Origin of the sequence: Aquimarina sp. RZ0, from assembly GCF_008370685.1 — a bacterium.
Taxonomy (GTDB): domain Bacteria; phylum Bacteroidota; class Bacteroidia; order Flavobacteriales; family Flavobacteriaceae; genus Aquimarina.
Genome location: NZ_VTZU01000021.1, coordinates 1 through 25,092 on the forward strand (window position 1 = coordinate 1; position 25,092 = coordinate 25,092).

At 33.1% G+C, this 25,092-nt stretch carries 20 protein-coding genes and 1 tRNA gene; 9 read left to right on the top strand and 12 right to left on the bottom strand.

Annotated features, from left to right (window positions below; all coding sequences use genetic code 11):
• Window positions 1-509: 509 nt before the first annotated feature.
• The 7 genes from murA to F0000_RS09560 all read right to left on the bottom strand — a co-directional run bounded on the left by murA (window position 510) and on the right by F0000_RS09560 (window position 7,377).
• Window positions 510-1,823, bottom strand: a complete 1,314-nt coding sequence (gene murA, locus F0000_RS09530) for a UDP-N-acetylglucosamine 1-carboxyvinyltransferase (RefSeq protein ID WP_149624491.1) — start codon at window positions 1,821-1,823, stop codon at window positions 510-512.
• A gap of 27 nt (window positions 1,824-1,850) precedes the next feature.
• Entirely contained in the window at window positions 1,851-2,537 is a 687-nt protein-coding gene (locus tag F0000_RS09535; RefSeq protein ID WP_255452686.1) for a DUF4290 domain-containing protein, read from the bottom strand.
• Between the two features lie 179 nt (window positions 2,538-2,716).
• Window positions 2,717-3,010 carry a DUF493 family protein gene (locus F0000_RS09540; RefSeq protein WP_149624492.1) on the bottom strand — a complete coding sequence of 98 codons (294 nt, stop codon included), beginning with the start codon at window positions 3,008-3,010 and terminating at the stop codon, window positions 2,717-2,719.
• A gap of 57 nt (window positions 3,011-3,067) precedes the next feature.
• Window positions 3,068-3,679 carry an NTP transferase domain-containing protein gene (locus F0000_RS09545; RefSeq protein WP_149624493.1) on the bottom strand — a complete coding sequence of 204 codons (612 nt, stop codon included), beginning with the start codon at window positions 3,677-3,679 and terminating at the stop codon, window positions 3,068-3,070.
• On the bottom strand, window positions 3,672-4,736 hold the full coding sequence (locus F0000_RS09550; RefSeq protein WP_149624494.1) for an XdhC family protein: 1,065 nt from the start codon (window positions 4,734-4,736) through the stop codon (window positions 3,672-3,674). The genes F0000_RS09545 and F0000_RS09550 overlap by 8 nt, the downstream gene beginning before the upstream one ends.
• 3 nt (window positions 4,737-4,739) lie before the next feature.
• On the bottom strand, window positions 4,740-6,893 hold the full coding sequence (locus tag F0000_RS09555) for a xanthine dehydrogenase family protein molybdopterin-binding subunit (RefSeq protein WP_149624495.1): 2,154 nt from the start codon (window positions 6,891-6,893) through the stop codon (window positions 4,740-4,742).
• 22 nt (window positions 6,894-6,915) lie between these two features.
• Entirely contained in the window at window positions 6,916-7,377 is a 462-nt protein-coding gene (locus F0000_RS09560; RefSeq protein WP_149624496.1) for a (2Fe-2S)-binding protein, read from the bottom strand.
• A 182-nt stretch (window positions 7,378-7,559) separates the two neighbouring features.
• On the opposite strand from F0000_RS09560, the gene F0000_RS09565 reads away from it, so the two are divergent.
• From F0000_RS09565 to F0000_RS09585, 5 genes are all read left to right on the top strand, one after another.
• Window positions 7,560-8,117, top strand: a complete 558-nt coding sequence (locus F0000_RS09565; protein WP_149624497.1) for an AAA family ATPase — start codon at window positions 7,560-7,562, stop codon at window positions 8,115-8,117.
• Window positions 8,118-8,122: 5 nt separating this feature from the next.
• Window positions 8,123-10,015, top strand: a complete 1,893-nt coding sequence (locus F0000_RS09570; protein WP_149624498.1) for an ATP-dependent DNA helicase RecQ — start codon at window positions 8,123-8,125, stop codon at window positions 10,013-10,015.
• Window positions 10,016-10,022: 7 nt separating this feature from the next.
• Window positions 10,023-10,970, top strand: coding sequence for a methionyl-tRNA formyltransferase (gene fmt, locus F0000_RS09575; RefSeq protein WP_149624499.1), 948 nt, complete (start codon window positions 10,023-10,025; stop codon window positions 10,968-10,970).
• Between the two features lie 186 nt (window positions 10,971-11,156).
• Window positions 11,157-11,429 carry an HU family DNA-binding protein gene (locus F0000_RS09580; RefSeq protein ID WP_149624500.1) on the top strand — a complete coding sequence of 91 codons (273 nt, stop codon included), beginning with the start codon at window positions 11,157-11,159 and terminating at the stop codon, window positions 11,427-11,429.
• A gap of 132 nt (window positions 11,430-11,561) precedes the next feature.
• Window positions 11,562-12,122 (top strand): YqgE/AlgH family protein, encoded by a 561-nt coding sequence (locus F0000_RS09585; RefSeq protein WP_149624501.1) that lies wholly within the window; start codon window positions 11,562-11,564, stop codon window positions 12,120-12,122.
• A 9-nt stretch (window positions 12,123-12,131) separates the two neighbouring features.
• Here the strand turns inward: F0000_RS09585 and F0000_RS09590 are convergent, their stop codons facing one another.
• A complete protein-coding gene (locus F0000_RS09590) occupies window positions 12,132-12,977 on the bottom strand; it encodes an aminotransferase class IV (RefSeq protein ID WP_149624502.1) in 846 nt (281 codons plus the stop codon).
• A gap of 65 nt (window positions 12,978-13,042) precedes the next feature.
• Complete coding sequence (locus tag F0000_RS09595) at window positions 13,043-13,432, bottom strand: START-like domain-containing protein (protein WP_149624503.1); 390 nt, start codon at window positions 13,430-13,432, stop codon at window positions 13,043-13,045.
• Between the two features lie 144 nt (window positions 13,433-13,576).
• On the opposite strand from F0000_RS09595, the gene F0000_RS09600 reads away from it, so the two are divergent.
• The 3 genes from F0000_RS09600 to F0000_RS09610 all read left to right on the top strand — a co-directional run bounded on the left by F0000_RS09600 (window position 13,577) and on the right by F0000_RS09610 (window position 17,541).
• A tRNA-Met gene (locus F0000_RS09600) sits at window positions 13,577-13,650 on the top strand.
• Window positions 13,651-14,624: 974 nt separating this feature from the next.
• Window positions 14,625-15,752 carry a hypothetical protein gene (locus F0000_RS09605; protein WP_149624504.1) on the top strand — a complete coding sequence of 376 codons (1,128 nt, stop codon included), beginning with the start codon at window positions 14,625-14,627 and terminating at the stop codon, window positions 15,750-15,752.
• Between the two features lie 82 nt (window positions 15,753-15,834).
• On the top strand, window positions 15,835-17,541 hold the full coding sequence (locus tag F0000_RS09610; RefSeq protein WP_149624505.1) for a T9SS type A sorting domain-containing protein: 1,707 nt from the start codon (window positions 15,835-15,837) through the stop codon (window positions 17,539-17,541).
• A 92-nt stretch (window positions 17,542-17,633) separates the two neighbouring features.
• Here the strand turns inward: F0000_RS09610 and F0000_RS09615 are convergent, their stop codons facing one another.
• On the bottom strand, window positions 17,634-19,580 hold the full coding sequence (locus tag F0000_RS09615) for a hypothetical protein (protein ID WP_149624506.1): 1,947 nt from the start codon (window positions 19,578-19,580) through the stop codon (window positions 17,634-17,636).
• A 425-nt stretch (window positions 19,581-20,005) separates the two neighbouring features.
• Between F0000_RS09615 and F0000_RS09620 the strand changes: the two genes are divergently transcribed.
• Window positions 20,006-21,805, top strand: a complete 1,800-nt coding sequence (locus tag F0000_RS09620) for a M12 family metallopeptidase (protein ID WP_255452687.1) — start codon at window positions 20,006-20,008, stop codon at window positions 21,803-21,805.
• A 311-nt stretch (window positions 21,806-22,116) separates the two neighbouring features.
• Here the strand turns inward: F0000_RS09620 and F0000_RS09625 are convergent, their stop codons facing one another.
• Both F0000_RS09625 and F0000_RS09630 read right to left on the bottom strand, forming a co-directional pair.
• Complete coding sequence (locus tag F0000_RS09625) at window positions 22,117-24,171, bottom strand: OmpA family protein (RefSeq protein ID WP_149624507.1); 2,055 nt, start codon at window positions 24,169-24,171, stop codon at window positions 22,117-22,119.
• Window positions 24,172-24,174: 3 nt separating this feature from the next.
• Window positions 24,175-25,092, bottom strand: coding sequence for a type IX secretion system membrane protein PorP/SprF (locus F0000_RS09630; RefSeq protein ID WP_149624508.1), 918 nt, complete (start codon window positions 25,090-25,092; stop codon window positions 24,175-24,177).

Genomic DNA, 25,092 nt, shown 5'->3' on the forward strand with positions numbered 1-25,092 from the left:
AAAAATATAATAACCGTTTTTTTGAGTCCGCAAAACTACAACCTTTTTACAACTAAACAAGCATAATTAAAACCCTTTTTTTGAAATAATCCCAGAGAGACTGACAAGTAATAAGTTAGCATTAAAATTACTAAAATTTATTGGATTAAAAAAGCAAAAAAATCACCTATATCTCTATTGTATATTTTCGACCCTTTTAAAAAATGACAAACTCTAGTTTTATAAAATCATGTGACAATTATCAAAACGGTGATTGCACAAATTGTATACAACTGAAAACTGTATCGATTTACTATTAGGTTTGCCAGTGTTTTATGAGAAACAATAGAATTTATTACAAATACATTCTATCTTTTAACTGTATTTTGTTTTTTGAAGATTTAAACAAGTCTATCTTTGATGATACACTCTAAATGATATTGAATTCAATTTTATATAACAGTATAATTATAACAATATACATTATTGGGTTATTTAAGAAAGTGTTCAATGATAAGATAACCTCCTACCTATTCTATCCGGATTATTTTTGCACCAATAGCTCTTAATCGTTCATCTATATTTTCATATCCACGATCAATCTGTTCTATATTATGAATCGTTGAAGTACCTTTTGCACTAAGGGCTGCAATCAACAAAGAGATCCCTGCTCTAATATCAGGAGACACCATCGTTGTCGCTTTGAGTGTAGATTTAAAATTATGTCCAATAATTGTTGCTCTATGTGGATCGCAAAGAATAATCTTAGCACCCATATCGATGAGTTTATCTACAAAAAATAATCTACTTTCAAACATTTTCTGATGTACCATTACCTCTCCCCTTGCCTGCGTCGCAACTACTAAAATAATACTCAATAAATCAGGAGTAAATCCAGGCCACGGTGCATCTGCAATAGTCATAAAGGATCCATCAATATAACTTTCTATCTGATACCCATCTTTATGGGCAGGGATATAAATATCATCTCCAGAACGTTCTAAAGTAATTCCTAATTTCCTAAATGTATGAGGTATAACACCTAGATGATCCCAACTCACATCTTTAATAGTTATTTCGCTTTTGGTCATTGCCGCCAAGCCTATCCACGATCCAATCTCAATCATATCTGGCAATACTCTATGCTCACAACCCCCTAAAGATTCTACCCCTTCAATTGTTAACAAGTTAGACCCTACCCCTTTGATCTTTCCTCCCATGGAATTGATCATTGCACACAATTGCTGTAAATAGGGTTCACAAGCAGCATTATAAATAGTAGTAGTTCCTTTGGCAAAAGAAGCTGCCATAACAATATTGGCGGTCCCTGTTACAGAGGCCTCATCCAACAGCATATAAGTCCCTTGCAGACCTTCTGGTGCTTCTACACCATAAAAACGTTCTTCTTTATTATATCTAAATTCTGCTCCAAGATTAATAAAACCTTCAAAGTGTGTATCTAACCTTCTACGTCCTATTTTATCTCCACCTGGTCTGGGAATATATCCTTTACCAAATCTACCTAATAATGGACCGATAATCATAATAGACCCTCTAAGACCACTCCCTGCAACCTTAAATTGTTCGCTTTCCATATAATCCAAATTCAGATCATCACTTTTAAAAGTGAATTTACCTTTACCTAGTTTCTGAATTTTCACTCCAAGATTTCTGAGGATCTCAATTAATTTGTTAACATCTCTAATATCTGGAATGTTAGAAATTGTTACTTTTTCTGGAGTTAATAATACGGCACAAAGAATTTGTAGAGCTTCATTTTTAGCACCCTGAGGAGTGATTTCTCCTTTGAGTTGATGCCCTCCTTCGATCTGAAAAGTACTCATAAAAGTTGAATAGTTATTGGGGGTGGATTAATAACGTTTTTTACCGCGATTGTTGTTATTATTATTATTTCTATAATTCTTTTTGTTCGAACTGTTAGAATTACTACGATAATTTTTCTTTTTCCCTCTCATTAAATCTGAAGATGTACTAAGATCTTCCTCACTATTTCTCAAATCAATCATACCATCACTAAGTTCAAAAAGATGGTTAAAAATAGCTGAATCATCTACTACATCTTTATTCCAGTTCAAATAACATTTTTTCATGTGATTAGCAATCGTAAATGTTAATGCATTTTTCAGATCTCCATCTTCCCAACTATTAGCAACATCAATCATTCTTTTAATATTATTACCATAGTAGCGATATTTTGGAAAGTTTTGGGGATATTCTAATGGCTCTGGTCTTTCTTCTAGCTTCTCTTTTGTAAGTATAGGATAAGGAGCATCTACATCTAATTTGAAATCACTTATAATAAATAATTGATCCCATAGTTTATGCTGAAAATCAGGAACGTCCCTCAGATGTGGTTGTAGATTTCCCATAACAGAAATAATTGCTTTTGCAACCTTATTTCGTTCTTCTTTGTCTTCAATAACTATTGCGTGGTCTATCATTTTCTGCAAATGGCGCCCATATTCTGGTATGATGAGCTGATCACGTTCAGTATTATATTCTAAATTATTAATCTCCATAAAATTATTAACATCCATAAAAAAATATATGTAGTATGAGTTTATCTAAAAAGGGGCGGCGAGTTATTAAACTGACATTCCGGGGGTAGTAGACTTTTCAGTAGCCTCATTAATTGGTTTGCAAAATACTAAAATAAAAACAAGTACGTCTATTTTACCGTCAGAAAATCCATATTATCTAAAAATTGCATTTTTGATTATAACGAAATGACTCCTTCTACCTTTTCTGCGACTTCTTTATATTTTGTAATTACGTGATCTGGATTTTTCATTCGCACATTAATAGATACACTTGTATATTTTGCATTTTTAGACTGCTTTGTCGTAATAACTGCTCCTAAATTATCAAAGATACCTTCTACTTTTTTAATCTTCTCCGTATCCGTTGGAATAATAAATTTATATAAATATGCAGCTGGCCACAGCGCTGTATCTGCTAATTGGATTTTTAATTTTTTATAAAACTCTTCTGTTTTAGAATCATCACTCATCTATTTCATAATTTTGACAAAGATACATCTTCTGTTTTATAAAATAGAAAATGTATCTTACTCTTTCATTCTTTGTAATAAAGCTGTGTATTGTTCTAGCGTATCAATATCGGCTGTTTTATTATAGTCATCCACTACTGAAACTATAGAGTCTTTGTATTGCTTTAACAGATATCTGGCTCCGTAGTCCTCTGCAAGATTATACAATTCTTTAAAATAGCGTTTGGGAAAAATTGCCGGTACACCAAAATTATTCTTCCTTTGAGTGGCTATTATTTTATCGGGATGTTTTACACTTTTTTGCATTAAAGAATCTAGATGTTCCATATCTATTAGCGGTTGATCAATCAGCGTGATTAAAACATTTGTACAGTATCTCTGCTTTTCTAAAGCATATTGTATCCCACAACTAATGGATGTTCCCATCCCTGATTTCCAGTGTTGGTTATAAATAATTACAATTGGAAAATGAGCGATTTCTTTTTTTATAATTTCAAAATTAGCTCCTAAAACAACTACTGTAAAAACTTGAGCTAATTGTAATGATTTCTCAATCTCAAATACAAGTAATGAACTGTTTTTCCAAGGTAATAATTGCTTAGGACATCCCATCCGACTAGATGATCCGGCGGCAAGGATAAGTTGGACAGTATGAACAGGTTTAATCAACAAAACTATTTAGTATTCGCTCTGCGGAATTTCCATGAATTCCTCCTACTTTTTCTTGTAACGAAATTGGTTTTTGATTCCTGATAACCGAAAGTAATTCGGCAATAATAGAAATTGCAATTTCTTGTGGAGTTTCTGCGCCCAGATTAAGACCTGCCGGTCCATAGATACAATCTAAAAATTCATTATCAACATCCGGAAAATACTCTATAAACGCGGACAACAACTTTTCTCTTCGTCTTGCCGGACCAAGAAGACCAATATAAATTGGCGATACATCTTTTAATGCTTGTAAATACAATACATCTTTTGCAAAATTATGGGTCATTAAAACAATCCCTGTTTGCTTATCTACATTTTCAATAACAAGATTTTCTGGTGAAAGATTCGATACTTTATGAGCTTCTGGAAAATCCTTAGGAAATTTAGGGCTTTTGGGTCCGCTCACAACCTCAACTTCCCACCCTGTAGCGGATGCCAATTTACATAATTCTTTTGCGTCATGTTCTGCCCCAATAATTATCAGTCTGAAACACGGTAACATAACACGATCAAAGCATTGGAATAAGGAATTTTGCCTGAGATTCCTCACATCCATTTGATTAGAAAATGAAAAATCATTGACTCCATCAAAACATACTACTGAGCCCATCTGATTGTTATTTTCTTCTTCTTTAGAATAATATGATTTTATTACAAAAGAAGTTCTAGATGCCAGATACCTGTTAATATTATGAATCACTACATTACTAATAATAAATGGTTCAATTAATATGTATAAAATCCCTTCACATCCTAATCTATATCTGCCATTATATGTCATTATTTTAGCAGTTCCAGAAGCAAATACTGATTGCGACTGTCTAAACACTTCTTTCTCTACGCATCCTCCGCTAACAGCACCTATCATCTCTCCATTCTCAAGAAGAAGCATTCCAACACCAGGTCTGCGGTAGGAAGAGCCGTCTATATCTACAACAGTAGCTATAACGGCTCTAATTCCTTTTTTACTTGCTTTTTGATATGCGTTAATTATTTCTTTAAATTCATGTGTCATGAGTTATCCTAACAAATCTTTTTTATCCATATTATTAATAAAAGGCTGTTTTGTTAATCTAATTCCTTTTGCCGCTTTGATCGCATTAGCAATAGCAGCACCTGCAGGAGGCAATGTAGGCTCACCAAGACCTGTAGGTGCAATTTTACTTTCAATAAAATGAGTTTCCACCACAGGAGTTTCATTCATTCTGATAAGGCGGTAGGTATCAAAGTTTTTATGACTGGGGATTCCATTTTTAAAAGAGAATTCGCCAAACATAGCGTGGCCAATACCATCAATTACCCCACCTTCAATTTGGTTTTTTGCTCCCAGTGGATTTACGACGATTCCACAATCAACTACACAAGTTACTTTTTTTACCACAGGTTGATCATTTTCTAAGACAACATCTGCCACTTCTGCCACGTGTGTATTATGACAATAATAAGCACTAAATCCCTGATAGACTCCTTCTGGCTTATTACCCCATTCAGATTTCTCTACAGCTGTTTTAATAACTTTCTCAAGACGTTCTGGAGAATATTGTATCCGTTCATCCGTATTTCCCTTAACGTTTTGAAGTAAATTCAACCTAAGTTTTATACGATCAACTTCCATTATTTCGGCTATTTCGTCAAAAAAACTTTGTTCGGCAAACGCTAAGAAATTGGTATAAGGTGCTCTCCAGGCACCAATTGTAATATTGCTATCATATTTTGCAACATCTACCTGATAATTTTCAATAGCGCCTGCTGGGAAAAAATTAGGAATTAATCCATACATATTAGAATTCACTGCAGCTTCTTTAAGATGATAACCAGTTAACTTTCCTCCTTTAACAGAAGCGCTTATTTTATATTTGATTGCAGGACGATAAATCCCTGCAGACATATCATCTTCGCGAGAATATACCAGTTTAACAGGTTTCTTTGATATATTTGATATTTCTGCTGCTTCTAAAGCAAAATCACCGTATAACCTTCTGCCAAATCCACCACCCATTCTTGTCATATCTACAGACACTTCTTCTGGTTTTCTATCTAGCAGTTCTGCCACTCTTTTTGCAGTTCCGTCCGGAGTTTGTATTGGACCAACCAAGCGAACTTTCTCATCGGTAACATGGGCAAAAAAGTTCATAGGTTCCATACAATTGTGAGGTAAAAACGGAGATTCATAAACTCTCTCTATTACCTGATCAGCAGTAGCAAATGCTTTTTCAACATCTCCATCTTTGCGCATGGTATTAAATTCTTTCCCATTCAGCAGATCAGTAAGTATTTTATCATGATCTTCTGTGCTTTCTAATTTAGAACCATCTATCCAATTTGCTTTTAAGGATTTCTTCCCTTTCATAGCTGCCCAGGTATTTTTGGCCAATACAGCTATTTTATCCCCAAATTTAAACACATCAATTACCCCAGAGACTGTTTTAGATTCTGTAGCATCAAAACCTTCTAATTTTTTTCCGAAAGCAGGAGGTCTCAACACAGATACATATACCATTCCTTCTTCCTTATAATCCATACCATACAAAGGCTTTCCAGCAATGATATTGTCTACATCTACATTAGGAATATCTTTTCCTATAATGTTAAAATCTTTTGGATCTTTGAGCTTAACTTTTTCTGGTACTGATAAAGCTGCTGCTGCTTTTACCACTTCTCCATACCCCAGTTTATCTCCTTTGGCATTTGTAATCACACCCTGATTGGTAGTACACTCTGATGGATTTACACCCCATTTAACCGCAGCTGCATTTATTAACATTTGTCTAGCAGTTGCTCCTGTCTGTCGCAAAGGTTCCCAACCGAGTCTAATCGATTGACTTCCCCCGGCAACTTGTCTTGTATAATTTTTTGTATCCAAAGCTCCCTGAACTACAAGTACATTTTTCCAAGCTACATCTAATTCTTCTGCTATAAGCATAGGCATAGATGTTTTTACTCCTTGCCCAATTTCTGGGTTTGGAGAAAAAATAGTGACCATACCATTGTCAGCAATTTTGATGAATGCATTAAAATCATTAAAATTTATGTCTGCAATATCTACTGGAGGCACAACCTCTGGCTTACAAGCTTGAAAAAGGTTAAAACCAATTAAGATTCCTCCTCCAGCCAATGCTGATGTTCTTATGAATGACCTTCTGTTTAGAGAAGGTGTCGTGATTGTTTTCATTTTTCTTAGAATTTTAGGTTGGTTAACTCAGTTTACTTGCTGCCAATTCAACTGCTTTCTCAATCCTATTATAGGAAGCACATCTACAAATATTACCACTCATTGCATCTCTAATCTCTGATCTGCTAGGGTTAGGGGTTTCTTTAAGAAATGCAGCAGCAGACATCATCTGACCAGCCTGGCAATATCCGCATTGGGGCACATCAATCTCCTTCCAGGCTTGCTGTACAGGATGCGACGCATCTTCAGACAAACCTTCTATTGTAGTAATTTCCATTTCTGTAGCTACAGCTACCTGAAGCAAACAACTTCTGGTAGCCACACCATCTGCGTGAACGGTACAGGCACCACATTGCCCGATACCACATCCGAACTTTGTTCCTACAAGATCAAAATGATCTCTTAACACCCATAAAAGAGGTGTGTCTTCATCAGCCTCTACAGAAAGAGACTTACCATTTACTTTTAGATTAAAAACAGGCATGAATAATATTTTTAGGATTTGTGTTTAATTAGTCTAAATAAGACTTTAGCAAGTAATTTGCTAATGAAGTTACTAAAAAAGATAATGTCGAAATTAAATTTTAACAGACCTTTATGGTATCCGCCTTTCGCTATTTTTAGAAATCCCTTAATTATCACGAGATTTGCAATAAAAATATTCTTTTGGCAAAACATAAGGTTGTAATCACAGGAGGTCCGTCTACAGGAAAAACATCTATTATAAAAAAACTCGAAGAAGAAGGTTTTTTTTGTTTTCCAGAATTTATACGAAGTATTACTCAAGAAGTAAAAAGCAGTAAAAAAACTACCACTATAGTATCTAATCCCATTGCATCGGTATCTGATCCATATGATTTTAACAAAAAACTGATACAAGGCAGGATTCTTCAATATATAGATTCTAGAGCTGATGATAAGGATATTGCTTTTTATGATAGAGGTATCCCGGATGTTTTGGCCTACATGAAGCTCTTCAATCAATCGTATGATCCTTCATTTATACAGGCTTGTAATGATCATAAATATGATCAGGTTTTTTTATTACCTCCCTGGAAAGAGATTTATGTTTCAGATGAAGAACGCTATGAAAGTTTTGAAGAAGCACAGCAAATTTATCATCTTTTATTAGAGACATATTCATCATTTGGGTATAATTGTATAGAAGTTCCTTTTGGAAATGTAAAAGAACGTAGTACCTTTATATTACAATACGTAATATAGTTTTGATGAATACCCCGATCCAACTATTACAGCAAAATTGGAATTATAATACCTTTAAACCTTTACAGGAAGAAATAATAACTTCTGTAATAGAAGGTAATGATACCTTTGCATTACTTCCTACGGGTGGTGGAAAATCTATTTGTTTCCAGATTCCTGCACTTGTAAAAGAAGGAATTTGTATTGTTATTTCTCCGCTTATTGCACTTATGCAAGATCAGGTTCTCGGTTTGCAACAAAAAGGTATCAAAGCCATTGCATTATCCAGCGGAATCAAATATTCAGAACTGGATGCGCTATTAGATAATTGTATCTATGGCAATTATAAATTTCTATACCTTTCACCTGAACGCCTCCAGCAGGATTTAGTAAAAGAGCGGCTAAAAAAGATGAATATTAATCTCATTGCCGTGGATGAAGCTCACTGTATTTCTCAATGGGGAAATGATTTTAGACCATCCTACAGAAAAATTAAGATACTGCGAAAACTAAAACCTGCAGTTCCGATAATAGCCTTGACTGCTTCGGCAACAACGGATGTTGTAGATGATATTATAACTGAATTAGATCTTTTTCAACCCAAAGTATGCAGACAATCTTTCTCAAGAGATAATCTTGGGTATATAGTTTATTATACTTCTGATAAAAATTATAAAATACTACAAATACTTAAAAAGTATACAGGAAGCGCTATAATTTATGTACGAAATAGAAAATCCGCAGTAGAAATCAGTGATTTTCTAAATTCGAACGGTCATGCTGCTACCTATTATCATGGCGGTGTCGACACCAAGGAGAAAACAAAAAGATTTCAACTATGGCTTCAGGATGATGCCAGAATTATGGTAGCAACCAATGCTTTTGGGATGGGAATTGATAAACCTAATGTAAGAACTGTAATACATTTTAATATTCCCGAAAGTATTGAAAGTTACTTTCAGGAAGCTGGAAGAGCTGGAAGAGATGGTAAAAAGGCTTATGCTTTCTTGATAAAAAATGAAAATGATATTCTTAGAGTAAAAAATCAATTTATCAAAGTCTTACCAGATGTTGATTTTGTGAAACTAGTCTATAGAAAACTGAGCAACTTCTTTAGGATATCATACGGAGAAGGAGAACAGACTATACATGGTTTTAATTTTAATCATTTTTGCAAAACCTATGAATTTAATACCCTGCTTACTTACAACGCTTTACAATTTCTAGATAGATGCAGTATTATTAGCTTTGCGCAAAGGTTTACCAAAAAAAGCAGCATTCATATCACTACTACGGGAAACCAACTTTTGAGATATTTAGAAGAGAATCCACAATATGAAAATATCACCAAAGCAATATTACGTACATATGGAGGTATTTTTGATGAAGAAGTGCCAGTAAACCTATCCTTGATTGCTTCAAGAGTACAATCTCATGAATATGAGGTGATTGAGGTATTAAAAAAATTACAGGATCTGGACTTATTACAATTCAATCATACACTTACAGATGCAGAAATCATTTTTTTGGTCCCCAGAGAAGATGACCATACTATAAATAGAGTAAAACCAGATATTAAGGAACAACGATCATCAAAAGTAAAAAAGGTAGAAGCTATTATTAATTTTGTCCAAAATGACGTTATTTGTAGAAGCAAACAACTACTTACCTATTTTGGAGAAAAAAACACGCAGGATTGTGGAATCTGCGATGTATGCAATTCCAAGAATCATACAATAGGAAATACCAATAAAATAAGCAAAGAGATTATAAGATTATTACAAGAAAACCACTTATCATCCAGAAATATTATATCACAACTGGCATATCCAGAAGATATCGTATTAACTGTATTACGCGAGTTAAATGAACATAAAGTCATAAAGATCAATCAAAATAACAAATATCAACTAGTCTAAAATATCAATGAGAGATTTACGAATCCTTTTTATGGGTACTCCTGATTTTGCAGTAGAAACCCTAAAAACAATTATAAAACACAATTATAAAGTGGTTGGTGTTATTACGGCCCCGGATAGACCTGCAGGCAGAGGTAGAAAACTAAAAGCCTCTGCAGTAAAGGAATATGCTTTATCACAAAATCTAAACATCCTACAACCCACTAATCTAAAAGATGAAAGCTTTATTGATGAACTAAAAGTATTGGATGCAAATCTAAATGTAGTTGTTGCTTTCAGAATGTTACCAAAGGTAGTATGGAATATGCCGGTATATGGTACTTTTAATTTACACGCATCATTACTACCTGATTATAGAGGGGCGGCTCCAATAAATTGGGCGATTATTAATGGAGAAAAAAAATCAGGTATTACAACTTTTTTTATTGATGAAAAAATAGATACTGGTCATATCATTATGCAAAAAGAAGTTATGATCGGCAAAGATGAAACTGCCGGCAGTCTTCATGACAAATTAATGGTCGATGGCGGAGAATTGGTTGTTGAGACTATTAAAATGATACAAGATGACAACGTTCTTACTAAGGCGCAACCCAAAGATGGTGAATTAAAAACCGCATATAAGTTACATCGCGATAATACTAAGATCAATTGGAATGATGATCTACAAACCATTCATAATTTAATAAGAGGTTTAAGTCCTTATCCAGCAGCTTGGTGTCTTCTTTATAATAAAGGAGAAGAAGTTTCTATAAAAATTTATGAATCTAAAATAGAAGACTCCATTCATAATTTTACTATCGGAAAAATTATTGTTGAAGATACTGAAATTAAAGTAGTGGGAAAAAACGGATACATTATTATAAATAAAATTCAGCTTCCCGGAAAAAAAGCTATGGATTCTAAATCCCTATTAAATGGTTACACCTTTTTTAAAGAGGCAAAAATGGGCTGAGCCCACGCTATTACTAGAGTAATAAAATTCATATAAAACGTAGTTCTTTATTAACAATAGCCTTGAGTTATCAACAAAACCCCGTATTTACTGGGCTAATCCTTGCATGAATCATAAATCCGTATAAATTTGTAGAGCGTTTAACAAAAATTTGGTATAACCAACAATTAATTTAAAAACAGAATTATGAACAAAACAGAATTAATCGATGCAATGGCAGCTGATGCTGGAATTACAAAAGCAGCAGCAAAAAAAGCTTTAGAATCTTTTTTAGGCAATGTTGAAGGTTCTCTTAAAAAAGGTGGCCGTGTTTCTTTAGTTGGATTTGGATCTTGGTCAGTTTCTCAAAGAGCTGCTCGAGAAGGTAGAAACCCTCAGACAGGAAAAACTATCAAGATCGCTGCAAAAAATGTTGTGAAGTTCAAGGCTGGTGCAGATTTATCGAGTTCAGTTAACTAATAAAATTAGTTTTTGATATTATAGAAGCTCTCTATTTTTAGAGGGCTTTTTTTATGAATATCCTACAAAAATTGTATATCTACTTTGATTATTAGAAATAATTATTTAGTTTTAATATAAACTAAACCATCCATGATATCATTACAACCTGCAAAAGGACATCTACTTATTGCTGAACCATCTATTATTGGAGATGTTTCTTTCAATCGATCGGTTGTACTGCTAGCGGATCATAGTGATCAAGGATCCATTGGTTTTATTATGAATAAGCCACTGGATTATATTATTTCTGATTTAGTTCCGGATATAGAAGCTGAATTTAAAATTTATAATGGAGGTCCGGTAGAGCAGGATAATCTTTATTTTATTCATAAAATACCTCATTTAATTCCTAATAGTGTAGAAATTTCCTGTGGTATTTATTGGGGAGGAGATTTTTCTATTGTATCAGATCTAATTGCAAAGGATAAGATCACTCCAAATGAAATTAGGTTTTTTCTAGGATATTCAGGTTGGGATGCCGAACAACTTAATCAAGAGCTTGAAGCAAATTCCTGGGTAATTGTAGAGAATACCTATAAAAAAAATATTATAGGTAAATCTTATAATACCTTTTGGAAAGAAAAAATGATTGAATTAGGAGGAGATTATCTGCTTTGGTCAAATGCTCCAGAAGATCCTAGTTATAACTAACCTAAGCTCCTATCCCATTCTTATTTTAGCATTCAATATGCCTAGTAATTTTCTTGTGACTGTAGATTGATATTCTTTTTTTCTAAACTTAGTAACCGGTTGCAATCCTATTATCACATTGGTGACAAATATTTCATCTGCTTTTTGTAACTCAAAAGGAGAAATAGATGATTCTTCTATCTCATATCCGGTTAGTCCTTCTAAAATTCTGATCAATTGAGTTCTTAGAATTCCTTTTAAACAACCATCAGAAATCGGTGGTGTTTTTATTTTATTTCCTTTTACCAAAAAAATATTTCCATTTAGTGCTTCGACTACGTTTTTATGAGTGTTTAGCAAAAAACTATTTTGAAAACCATTTTCTTTTGCGAAAATCCCTCCTAAAATATTAACCAATCTATTATTTGATTTTAATGTAGAAAGAAGGTCTTTGGCAACATAATGATCTTTAAACAATGTCATTTCATATACAGTATCAGAAATACTATAAAATGGAGTTGTTAATGAGGCTAAAGAAATGCAGTAATCGATTTCATTTTGTAATGGAGTGTATAAACCTCCATCTTTTCTATGCACCATTATCTTGATTCGTACTGATGAATTCAGAAAATCATTTTCTTTAATAAGGCGTAAAATCTCCTCTTGCAAAAATTCAGGAGTGAAACTCATAGGAATCTCCATTCGTAAGATTCTCATAGAGGCCATTAATCTAAAATAATGATCTTCCCAAAAGAGAATAACTCCTGCATTAACTCGTATTGTTTCAAATAAAGCATCACCATACGTAAATCCACGATTGGTGACAGACAGGGTAGCTTGATTATCAGCTACCATATTTCCGTTAATATTAATCATAAAAAAAAGCCCCTATTACCAATGATCATTGGGCGGGGCAAATATACATTATAAAAGAGTAAGAATTAAGCGGAACCTAATACATGTTTTAAGTTACTGATCATATTTTCCCATAGCATTTTACTTTCCTCCATCTCATCATCATCAGAAAAATCTGTAACCATTAATGAAACATCTTTAGTGATTTCATCAACCTGAATACGCATCTCAAAAAAATAATCCGTACCATCGTCATCATCTATCCATCTAAATTTAATTCTTTCCCCACTTTTTTTACTTAAAAGCTTTGCTTCTTCTTCACTATCATCCCATATAAATGTAAACAATTCTCCCCTAGAGTTAACATTATCAGAAAACCATTCTGAAAGACCAGAAGGCGTTGAAATGTATTGATATAATAACTGTGGAGAAGATTGTATTACAAATTCAAGTTCGTATTTTATTTTTTCAGACATATTGCAAAATTGTTAGTAAGCCAATATATAGATTAATTATTTACTTTAAAAGTATTTGAAAAAAATTAATTCTACTTTATTGTTTGCTACAATGTATTTTGTTTTTATATTTGCACCCGAATTAAAATGATGTAGCATCTATTTGGCGAGGTAGCTCAGCTGGTTAGAGCGTTGGATTCATAACCCAGAGGTCGGGGGATCGTGCCCCCCTCTCGCTACATTAATTCAAAAAAAGCTGACTTATACTGGTCAGCTTTTTTATTTTAAACTTGTAATACCAATTTGAACGGATCAATTTTTATGTACTAGTAAACTACCTCGGGGCAGGCCCACGAGGCATTTATTGAAAAAAACATTTTGATTTCGAGGCAGGCTTCGGAGCATTTAAATCTCGATTATCGAGTAAAAACGGAAAAGAGCAAATCTTAGGGGTAATTTTTTATCAGGATGGTATTAGTTTCAGAAAACATATAATCAGTTAAGATACTTACTAGCTGTTTAAAACAATGCTCTATTTAATTGATTGAACAATCATTCTCCAAAATATGTAAGATATCTAACTTTTTTATATATAAATCCTTACTATTATTGTATACCCAACTTAAAAATATAACATTTTGAAGAATTTTTACTCCAGCGAACTTCTATTATCGCATATTACAATCTTTCTCCAATTAATTAACCTCTTATTACTCATCATAGTTCTTATTTTCATAACAAATCTTAAGAAAAAATTGCGAACCTTTATTACCTGAAAAATATTATAGCAAGCAACCATTGCTTATTTTACATACTTATTTTATCTAGTAAGAACTTATTACTCATTTAATTTTTTGATGATTTATCTTAAAATGTTTTACTACAGTGTATACTCTACATGCTGTTATCACTATTAGCACACCACTTTGAAAAACATTTTGAGTTATGCTTAATTATACAATTAACCATTGTTAAGAGTCCATATCAGTCAGTGATAAAATTAGTACCAATCTTAATCTTATACGATTTACGGGTGAGAATTTCGTAAAAATAGTGGCAAGGATTTTTCGCTAGATTGATGAATCAAATTAAAGAATAGCCATAGCTATTGTTTAATTTTATGAAGAAAATATAGTAGAAAAAGAATGTCATTAGATGCGGAATTTTTATTCGTAAATCGTATTAAAACCTAAATATAATTACACGAAAAATTATGAAAACACAAACTACTTTATTAATACTAATAATTGCTACCATTTGCAGTTATGGGCAATCACAGGACGAAATCCCAAAAGACATTTATGAATCTACATCTATGAGAAAATCACCATCATTGATGTCAAGAGGAGATGATATATTTCTACTGGACATAAATAGAAATAAACGTGTACAAGATAATAGTCAATCTAAACATCATAATATCTTATCCAATAAGATGATATCAAATCAACTTGAACAATCATTTGATGTAGTGACTAATTTACGCAGAAATCTAAGATCTAACCCTTCTTTAGCTGTCGGTACGGATCATATTCTTTTTACATATCGAGAAGGTTTTTCTATTTATGACAAAAAAGGGAATGATCTTTTGGGGGCTCTTTCTTTAAGGAATATCTTTAATTCTCGTATAAGATTGGACTATATCACAGTAAGTCATGATCATGCTTCTGATCGATGGGTGCTCACACGTATTGGGCGTTTCAACACTCTGGAAGTTGCTATATCTGAAGGTTCTAATCCCATTACAAGTGAGTGGACAATCTATGTTTTTAATGGATTTGACTTCAATGTTCGTCTTTCTGTCTGGAGTGATGCCTATTATGTAACTGCAAAGAATGGATCTAGCTCCAATAATTTATATGCATTAGATAGGGATGCGATGCTTGCAGGAGAACCTAGCGTGACTATTATCCGTTTTGAGCTACCAGGCGCCAATCAAGCATCGGGAAGAGTTCTTAACCCACAGGCGTTTAATGTAAGTAGTGAGCAAATGCCTGCAAAGGGTAATGCGCCAATCGTATATATGCAAGATGAAGAAACCTTTCTTAATACCACTCGCGATCATTTAAAAATATGGACTGTAAATGTAGATTTTGATACTCCAGCGGATTCCAGGATATCACAGCCCTCAGAACTTGATACGACACCGTTTACAGCGATCTTTAATAGTGGTCTAGGGCAACTGGCTCAACCCAACGGAGGAGATAAAATTGATACTCAGGATGCAGCTATTATGAATCAAGCACAGTTCAGAAAATTTGACACCTATAATTCTGCTGTGTTCAATTTTACTATAAATACAGGTATTAGGAAGACAACGTGCAAGTGTACGCTGGTATGAACTGCGACAAAGTGGAGATGGTCAGCCCTGGTCCATTTACCAGGAAGGTACCTATAATTCTCCAGATGATAAGCATGCCTGGATGGCTAGTATGTCTATAGATGCCCTTGGTAATATAGGTCTGGGATATACAGGTATGGGTGGAACAACCGATACATTTGTAAGTTCATACTTTACTGGTAGGTCTGTAGACGACCCTCTAAACACTATGACTATTCCAGAAACTCTTATTGCAAAAGGTAAAGAAAATATTCCTAATTACTTATACGGTTATTTTAGCAAAATGGATGTAGACCCAACCACAGATAGAAAACTTTGGTTTGTAACTGAGTATATGGGAGAAAACGGTAGATCAAATGTAGCAGGATCTTTCCAGATTGGCGAAAATTTTGATACTGATGTAGCCATTACTGATATAGACCTCCCTGAAGAAGGAGTTTTGAGCGATAGTGAAGAGATCACCATTACTCTTGCTAATTTTGGGAGCACTCCAGTGAGTAATCTTGAGGTAAGTTATCAGTTAAATAATAATCTTGCAGTAATTGAGACTTTTACCGGAACTATTGAGCCTAATAGCAGTAGTGAATTTTCTTTTTCTACAACAGCAGATTTATCAGTAGAAGGCTCAACATATATAGTTTCTGCTAATGTTGAATTATCCGGTGATAAGTTATTAAGTAATAACCTAAGACAACAAGAAGTTATTAGCTTGTTTAATCATGACATAGGTATTACAGAGATTATCAGTCCTAATACGGATGGAAATGAGTCACAACAAATAGTGAAAGTACTCATTTCTAATTTCGGTCAGTCAGCACAATCCAATTTTGACATTTCATATGCAATTAATGGAGGAACTCCTGTGATAGAAACCTTTACAGATACGATACCTCCGTTAGAAAACGTAGAATATAAATTTAGTACCCTTCCAGATTTCTCTAATCTGGGAATCTATACTATGTCTTCATCTACGATGTTACCTACAGATACCAGAGAAGGTAATAACAGCTCAGAAAAGACTTTTGATATCCTGCCAGGTGTTTGCTTGACTATTAGCAATGACGAAACCATGATCATACCGGATGACGATGTATTTCCAAGTTCAGCCATTTCTTCTATACAGATTGAGGAAGATTTTATAATAACAGATGTTAATGTTACTGTCAATATTGAACATGAGGAAGCCAGAGAGATTTATATTAGACTTAAGCCAGCAGAAGAGGATCCTGTTTTTGGAGATATAAGACTATTAAAAGCTCGAAGATTACCCAGAGGTATTGCAAATTTCACAAATACAACTTTTGATGACGATGCTGATATATCAATCCTTGATGGTACAGCTCCTTTTACAGGTAGCTTTATATCAATGGCACAAAGAGATGCATTAAGTGGTATAAACGGAACTTCTCCTAAAGGTGAATGGGTCTTAAATGTTTCGAATTTTTCGTCTCCCTTAGAAGGAAAATTACTTGATTGGACACTTGATATATGCGGGTATAAAAACCTGACACTGGATACAGGAGAAAATACTGTAAAAACCAATGCGTTCATGATATTTGACAAAGGAGATAACCAATTCGAAATTAAACTTATTACGACAAAAACAACAGATGTTGTAGAAATGAGCGTTTATAATCTCCTTGGAAAACGTATTTCTCTAAACAGCATAGAGCATAAAAATGGTATATACGTACACCACCTTGATATGTCTCACGTATCTTCTGGGATTTATTTCGTAAAACTGAATGATGATCAAGGCACCAAAACTAAACGATTTTTTGTTAAATAAAATTTTAATTTGACAGTTAGAAACGTCTCAAAAATGTGTTTTTTGAGACGTTTTCTGTTTTTAGCATATTGATCAATATTCGTTACCAAAGATCATTTTTTTACTCCATTACTTTTAAGAAAATAAAAAGAATATCCAAATTGTAACTGTGAGAAATTATTATTGATATTATCAAATTCATGAATTAATTTATAACGTAAGAATAATTTCCCTGTACTCGAAGTATCAAGATTTAAGTCTATATTAAAACTATTCAACCATCTGTTTTGTGATGTAACCAATTGATCCTCTATAGAACTTAATGGAATATCAGCATCCAGATTCTCAAACCAGGACAGCCTGTCTGTCAAAGAAATACTAAATCTTTTTTCTGGTAGTAGATGAAATTTATATTCTATCGGGATTTCAATATTATTGACAAACACTCCTTCTGTAATATCAGGATTATTAGCAACTCCTACCGGTACAAATCCACTGCGACCAAACAGAAATCCTGCATTAAAATACATATTTAGTTTTGCATTCTGATTCTCCATATTTATAATATTCAATATCCCTCCTATTGCATAGTTTCTATGCTGTAATAATGACAACGGTGTAAAAAAGGGATTTGATGTTACGACAATACCATTTTCATTTAATAGCATGCCTGTTTCAGCTTCCAGAAACTTATTATTCTTTTCAATCTTGGATACTTGTAATTGCGCATCAAAGTATTGAAAAAAACCTACTCCTTCAATTATCAAACCAGGAAAAAAAGGAGGTATTATCCCTGCCCACTTATTTAATCCTTTTCTTCTGGTGTTAATATTAAATCTTTTGTTTACCTCGGTTTGCACCAAACCATTAGGGTTTTCTTCATCAAACAGACTTAAAAAATCGGTATACACAATCGCTTCAAAAAGACGGGTAGATTCTTCTTTATACAACTTCGTTTTTTTCTGAGCTTCGCTATCCAATAACACCAATTGCTTTTTAGGACTCACATCATTGGCATTTACATCTACTTTTTTGACATATCTGATGACATCACTTAGATTTATTTTTAGTGAAACAACCTTAGGTTGCTGCTTGATACTTTCAAGCCTTAATATCTCTGAATACAATTTTAACAAAGCCGCTTTAAATTCCTTTTTTTTATTTTTTTCGAATTTAGATTTCAGTTCCAGTAATAAGGGTTCAATTTTTATTTCATCACTTTCTATATATTTTTCTATAAGTAATTTACTCAATAGTTTAGTAAATGCTTCTTTTTGTTTTGTCACATCATTAATATAAGAGTCTGGCAAGTAATCATCTAATATATTTTCTATTTGTATTCTACTATTATAAATGATGTCTTTAGTAAACCTATCTTCTGAATAAAGCATTACGGTAGATAGTTTTTTAATATTTTTAGTAGAACTAATACCTATAGAGTATTTATTACTAAAAGTTACAGCTTGATTTTTTACAACTCCTCTTATTTGTACTTTTTCTATAAACCCATCATAAAAAGTAATTTCTGCAGTTGCGTTCTTTAAGACACCTATAAGAGTGGAATTTAATGTCTCTTGCCTGACACTACTATATACATTAATAGTATCTTTTAGATAAATAGTGGCAACCTGTGGTCTTTCTTCTTCAGTATTAAAAAAAGTAACAATTTTGGCAAATTCTGTTACAGAAAGATTCTTAAATTTCTTAGTATTTATATCTTTCAGTAGTTTTAAAGTAAAGTTATTACCATCCATATTTTTTCTGGATTCTAAAAGATTTCTTAAATACATTTTGAATTTAGATTGAAAACTAGGATATGTTAGAGGTTTGAGTTTAAACTTTGTTGGAGTTTCCTGATATATCATTTCTATTTCATAAAATCCATCTTCATCTATTGCATACTTAATTTTTACATCCATATCACTTACTGTATTTTGTACAGCATTAGCATCTATAAATTCATCAATTAGTACTGTTGGTAATATGGATTCTTGCGCAACTACGCTTTTAACAAATACTAAAAAAATGAAACATACAATTCTTAAATAATTTTTCGTCATTACAAAAAGTTTATTAATTAATAAATACAGTATTAATTATGACGATGTTGTGAATCTTTAAAAATTATAACAGATCCTCGTATCCCTTACCTTAGTCACTCATATCAAATAAGTGATTATTAAGTAAAAGAGGAATTACAATTTTTGTTTGTCATTCTGGGATATCTCTAATTCTAAAAGTGAGTTAAAAAAATACTAGTGCTTTTTCATAAAAAATAGTCTAAATAACTAAAAGTACTTATAGAGCTATCATCTTCATTTTAGTATTCTAAAAATATATTCTTGGTCTGACAGTTAAGTTCGTGTTTTTTTTTGAAATTACAAGGGGAAAAGAACCCTTTTATTTACCAGTAATTCCCTGATTTTATAACAAATGTAACACGCTTATATTTGACCAAAATAATTAACTATAATCTAAAATAATAATGAAAACAAACATCGTATTAAGAGGGTTTATTGTAGCATTTACAATGAGTCTATTCATGGCTTGTGAGCAGGATTCTGTATCAGAAACAGAAAAAGTGGAGAATGTTATTCTCACTGAAGAAAGCTTACTGGAAAAAGCATTTCCCGAAGAAACCATCGGAGAGCTTTTAGATATCAATTATTTAGGTCAAGAGGTGACTGTGGAGAAAATTGAAGAACACTACATTTTTGAAGGAGATATCAAAATGATTCCAGATACCAAAAACTCAATACTAAAGAGTACTGGTCGAACACAAGGCAGATGGCCTAATAATACAGTATACTATGCTATAGAAAGTGGTTTACCCAATCAGGCACGAGTGACAGATGCAATAGCACATTGGGAATCTAATTCTTCTCTTCGTTTTATACCCAGAACGAGCCAGTCGGACTATGTTTATTTTAAAAATGGTGGAGGTTGCTCATCTTTTGTAGGGCGTATCGGAGGTAGACAGGACATCACATTAGCTAATGCCTGTTCTACAGGAAATACGATACATGAGATAGGACACGCAATTGGTTTATGGCACGAGCAGAGCAGAAAAGACAGGGATCAATATGTTACTATCAATTTCCAAAATATTCTGGCAGGGAGAGAACATAATTTTCAAACGTATATCCAAAGAGGTCATGATGGCGATGAATATAGTGCCACACTAGATTTTGGAAGTATTATGATGTATGGACCCAATGCTTTTTCTAAAAATGGACAGCCTACGATAATGAGATTAAATGGCAGTACCTATAGTGTACAACGTACTGCTCTTTCTGCGGCAGATATAGCTGGGATCAATCGCATGTACCCTGGTAATCTTATCCTGAGACGATGGGCTACCAGACAAGGTGGGTTCTGGGATGCTCAAAAATGGCTTAGCGGAGATTTTAATGGAGATGGAAAAGATGATTATGCCAAAGTATTTAAAGATGGTACTCAGGCGAGTATTGATGTACATATCTCTAATAGCACTAGTTTTACTATGAGACGATGGGCTACTAAACAAGGTGGATTCTGGGATGCCCAAAAATGGGTTACAGGAGATTTTAATGGGGATGGAAAAGATGATTTTGCCAAAGTATTTAATGATGGTGGAAAAGCTAGTATCGATGTGCATTTATCCACTGGGACAGGGTTTATTATGAAACGATGGGCTACTAAACAAGGTGGATATTGGGATGCTCAAAAATGGGTTACAGGAGATTTTAATGGAGATGGAAAAGATGATTTTGCTAAGTCATTTAAGGATTCCGGAAAAGCAAGTATCGATGTACATATCTCTAGTGGGAGCAGTTTTACCTTGAGACGATGGGCTACTCAACAAGGTGGATTCTGGGATGCTCAAAAATGGATGACAGGAGATTTTAATGGAGATGGAAAAGATGATTTTGCCAAAGTATTCAAAGATAATAATTCGGCAAGTATCGATGTGCATTTATCCACTGGGGCAGGATTTACTATGAGACGCTGGGCTACCAGACAAGGTGGATATTGGGATACACAAAAATGGATGACAGGAGATTTTAATGGGGATGGGAAACACGATTTCTCAAAAGCCTTTAAGGATAATAATCTGGCTACTATAGATGTTCATTTATCTAATGGTTCTTCTTTTGGCATGAGTCGCTGGATCAATAGACAAGGTGGATATTGGGATGCACAGAAATGGACTACGGGAGATTTTAATGGAGACGGAACTGATGATTTTACAAAATCATTTAAGGATAACAACCTGGCTAGTATTGACGTACATATTTCAAAATAAAATAAATACAAGAAACCTTTTAATACGATTTACGGGTGAGAATTTCGTAAAAATAATGGCAAGGATTTTTGGCTAGATTGATGAATCAAATTAAAGAATAGCCATAGCTATTGTTTCATTTTATGAAGAAAATATAGTAGAAAAAGAATGTCATTAGATGCGAAATTTTTATTCGTAAATCGTATAATACCAACACTGGTTTAAAAGGTTTCTGTCACATATTAATCATACTATAAGTCAAAAACATAGTATATTAAGAAAGAACATACTATGTTTTTTGACTTCTTACTGTTTTATATAAAAAAGCATTTTCAATATTTTACAATCTCAAATTCGCTTCTGCGATTGGTTTGATGTTCTTTTTCTGAACATGTTTTATTTTTGCAGTCAATTAATGGTTTAGACTCTCCAAATCCTTCGAACTTAATTCTTCTTGCATTTACATATCCAATGAGTGCTAAATAATTACGTGTAGATTCTGCTCTTTTTTCTGATAATAACTGATTATATGAATCACTACCTCTGCTATCAGTATGTGAATCAATTTTTATATATACCGTTTTATACTTATCTAACTTTAATGCAAATTCATCTAATACTTTTTTAGAATCTGCTCTAATATTCCATTTATCATAATCAAAATAAATAGGAGGTAAATCAAAATAAAGCTTCCCGTTTCGTTCTATAACCGGAGGCCCTACATTATCTGTTAATAATTTATTTTTGAGCTGCGCCGAGGTGAGCTCATTATTTTTAGGAATATTTCCGATATCAGGAATATCAATAGCCTCTTCTTTTTCATTTTCTGATGCAATAGTTTCTTTCTTTTTATCCAAATAAATAATGTATGTTTCTTCTTCTTTTTCTTTTACCAAAATAGGTTTCGTTTTAGACTCATAACCTTCTGCAGAGGCTGTAAACTCGTATCTAGCCGGAAAAAGATCAATACTAAAGACTCCTATAGCATCTAGTTTATTCTGATATAATATACTTTTTGCTGAATTATATAGTACTACAGCTGCATTTTCTATATATGTATCGGTTGCAAAATCACGTACCTCAAACCTTGCCGGATACGGTTTTAAAAATATTTCGCCAGTCTGCGAAAAAAAATACACGTCATCATCCGTTTTATTTTTCCTGTTGGAGGCAAAAAAACCATCTGTTTCATTATAATATGTCAATGAAAAATCATCATATCCAGAATTTACAGGAGCTCCCAGATTTACCGGCTTTGTTAATTCTCCTTCTTTCTTTTCTGAAACAAAAATATCCATCATGCCTAATCCCAAATGACCATTAGACGAAAAGAAAAGGTGTCCATCTCCAGAAACATAAGGAAACTGCTCCCTATTGGCTGTATTTATAGTATTTCCTAAATTTTTTATTTCTCCATAAGTACCATCCATCTCTATAGGAACTGCATAAATATCAAAATCACCGTAACCACCAGGCATATTAGAAGCAAAAAACAGTGTTTTATCATCCGCACTGACCGAAGGATGTTCTATTGAATAATACTTGTTATTAAAAGCGAGTTTTTCTGCTTCAGACCATGCTCCATCTACCTTTGTTGATTTATAAAGATGAATTGCATTGTTTTTTATACTATCGTATTTCTTTTTCCCTTTTTCAGAATTACTTTTTGAAAAATAAATAGTATTGCCATCAGATGTAAAACAGAAATTTCCTTCATGAAGCCTAGAATTAATTGCAGATGAAACTTTTTCGATTTCAGAAACAAGCTTATTATCTTCATTTACCTGTACTTTATAAATATCCAGAAAAGATCTATGTGTCCACTTATATTTTTTATCCATAAAACCATTAGAACTTCTGTCTGTTGTAAAATAAATAGTACTATCAACCCTAACAGCGCCAAACTCTGATGCGTCTGTGTTAAATTCCATCGGAGCGATTATATAATCATCCTCTTTAAGCTTAAAAGATTCAATAATAGAAACAGCATCTAATGTATTAAATGTGGTTCCCTTTTCATTTTCTTGATACAGTGCCAGAAAATCAATTGATTTTTCATATTTCCCTAAAGAAGAAAGTACTTGAAGCATCATGAAATTAAATGAATTCTCATATGTTTTATCTTTTTCATAAAATTTTCCGGAGATCAATAATGCCAGGTATCGATATGCCTGTCTAAACTCAAACGTATTATAATATGCTATAGATATATTTTTAAGAAGATGCTTAGAATATCCTTCTTGATTTAATTCTTCTTCATATTGTATGGCTGCATTTATATAATCTCTATTTTCAAAAAAACGGTCTCCTCTACTTTTTTTTTGAGAAAAAGATACTTGTGATATTAATAGTAATATCACTACAATATGTCTGTTTTTTATTTTCATAATCTAATAAAATCTCGGAGATGTATACTTATTACTAAAATTGAGCAAGTCAAAATTATACAGTAGAATAACTTCATGACTTCCATTATTATACCCACTCAATTCACTGGTGCTAAAGTCATAAGAATACCCGATCTTAAGACTGTTGGTTATATTAAATCCCGCTAATGCAATAAATGCATCTTCATATCGGTATGAAATTCCTAGCTCAAATCGATCATAAATAAGTGAATTCAGCGATACATCAAATGTTAATGGAGCGTCCACTACTTGTTTGATAACAATAGATGGTTTTAATTTTACTTCATCAACCAAATCAAAAATAAACCCTGAAATTCCATAAAGATGAGTTTTTGACTGTGAAACTCCAAATTCTCCAATACTGACATCATTGGGTAATAAATTAGGAGAAGATATTCCTGCATAAAAATTATTAGAAAATAAAAATAATCCAGCTCCTATAGTAAGTTGTAATTGCGCATTATTATCGGCAAAAGCAGGATCATCAAATACATCAGATGCAGACGCGTCCAGTTTAAAACTATTAACACCCGTTTTTAACCCATAAGACAATTTAAAACGGTCAGAAATTCTGGTTATATATGCAAAATCCACATTAAAGAAATTGTTATTTATAGCAACAGCATCTCCCACTCTATCGTTTACATAGTTTATACTTACTTCTACCTTCTCACTTACAGGAATATTGCTAAAAGCATTCGCAGTTTCTGGTGAGCCATCCAGAGCTGTCCATTGTTTCCTATACAAGAAACCAGCAGATATTAAACCGCTTTGATTCACTACATAAGCAGGATTCACCGTGCTCATATTATACATATATTGAGAATATTGAGGTTCTTGCTGCCCATGAATCAAGGCACAGAAGATGATTGCTATACTAAATAGTAGTCTTGACTTCAT

Coding starts and splice junctions, on each gene's coding strand:
- murA (WP_149624491.1), bottom strand. CDS start 1,823: ATGAGTACTTTTCAGATCGAAGGAGGGCATCAACTCAAAGGAGAAATC.
- F0000_RS09535 (WP_255452686.1), bottom strand. CDS start 2,537: ATGGATGTTAATAATTTTATGGAGATTAATAATTTAGAATATAATACT.
- F0000_RS09540 (WP_149624492.1), bottom strand. CDS start 3,010: ATGAGTGATGATTCTAAAACAGAAGAGTTTTATAAAAAATTAAAAATC.
- F0000_RS09550 (WP_149624494.1), bottom strand. CDS start 4,736: ATGACACATGAATTTAAAGAAATAATTAACGCATATCAAAAAGCAAGT.
- F0000_RS09555 (WP_149624495.1), bottom strand. CDS start 6,893: ATGAAAACAATCACGACACCTTCTCTAAACAGAAGGTCATTCATAAGA.
- F0000_RS09560 (WP_149624496.1), bottom strand. CDS start 7,377: ATGCCTGTTTTTAATCTAAAAGTAAATGGTAAGTCTCTTTCTGTAGAG.
- F0000_RS09570 (WP_149624498.1), top strand. CDS start 8,123: ATGAATACCCCGATCCAACTATTACAGCAAAATTGGAATTATAATACC.
- fmt (WP_149624499.1), top strand. CDS start 10,023: ATGAGAGATTTACGAATCCTTTTTATGGGTACTCCTGATTTTGCAGTA.
- F0000_RS09580 (WP_149624500.1), top strand. CDS start 11,157: ATGAACAAAACAGAATTAATCGATGCAATGGCAGCTGATGCTGGAATT.
- F0000_RS09585 (WP_149624501.1), top strand. CDS start 11,562: ATGATATCATTACAACCTGCAAAAGGACATCTACTTATTGCTGAACCA.
- F0000_RS09590 (WP_149624502.1), bottom strand. CDS start 12,977: ATGATTAATATTAACGGAAATATGGTAGCTGATAATCAAGCTACCCTG.
- F0000_RS09595 (WP_149624503.1), bottom strand. CDS start 13,432: ATGTCTGAAAAAATAAAATACGAACTTGAATTTGTAATACAATCTTCT.
- F0000_RS09605 (WP_149624504.1), top strand. CDS start 14,625: ATGAAAACACAAACTACTTTATTAATACTAATAATTGCTACCATTTGC.
- F0000_RS09610 (WP_149624505.1), top strand. CDS start 15,835: ATGGCTAGTATGTCTATAGATGCCCTTGGTAATATAGGTCTGGGATAT.
- F0000_RS09615 (WP_149624506.1), bottom strand. CDS start 19,580: ATGACGAAAAATTATTTAAGAATTGTATGTTTCATTTTTTTAGTATTT.
- F0000_RS09620 (WP_255452687.1), top strand. CDS start 20,006: ATGAAAACAAACATCGTATTAAGAGGGTTTATTGTAGCATTTACAATG.
- F0000_RS09625 (WP_149624507.1), bottom strand. CDS start 24,171: ATGAAAATAAAAAACAGACATATTGTAGTGATATTACTATTAATATCA.
- F0000_RS09630 (WP_149624508.1), bottom strand. CDS start 25,092: ATGAAGTCAAGACTACTATTTAGTATAGCAATCATCTTCTGTGCCTTG.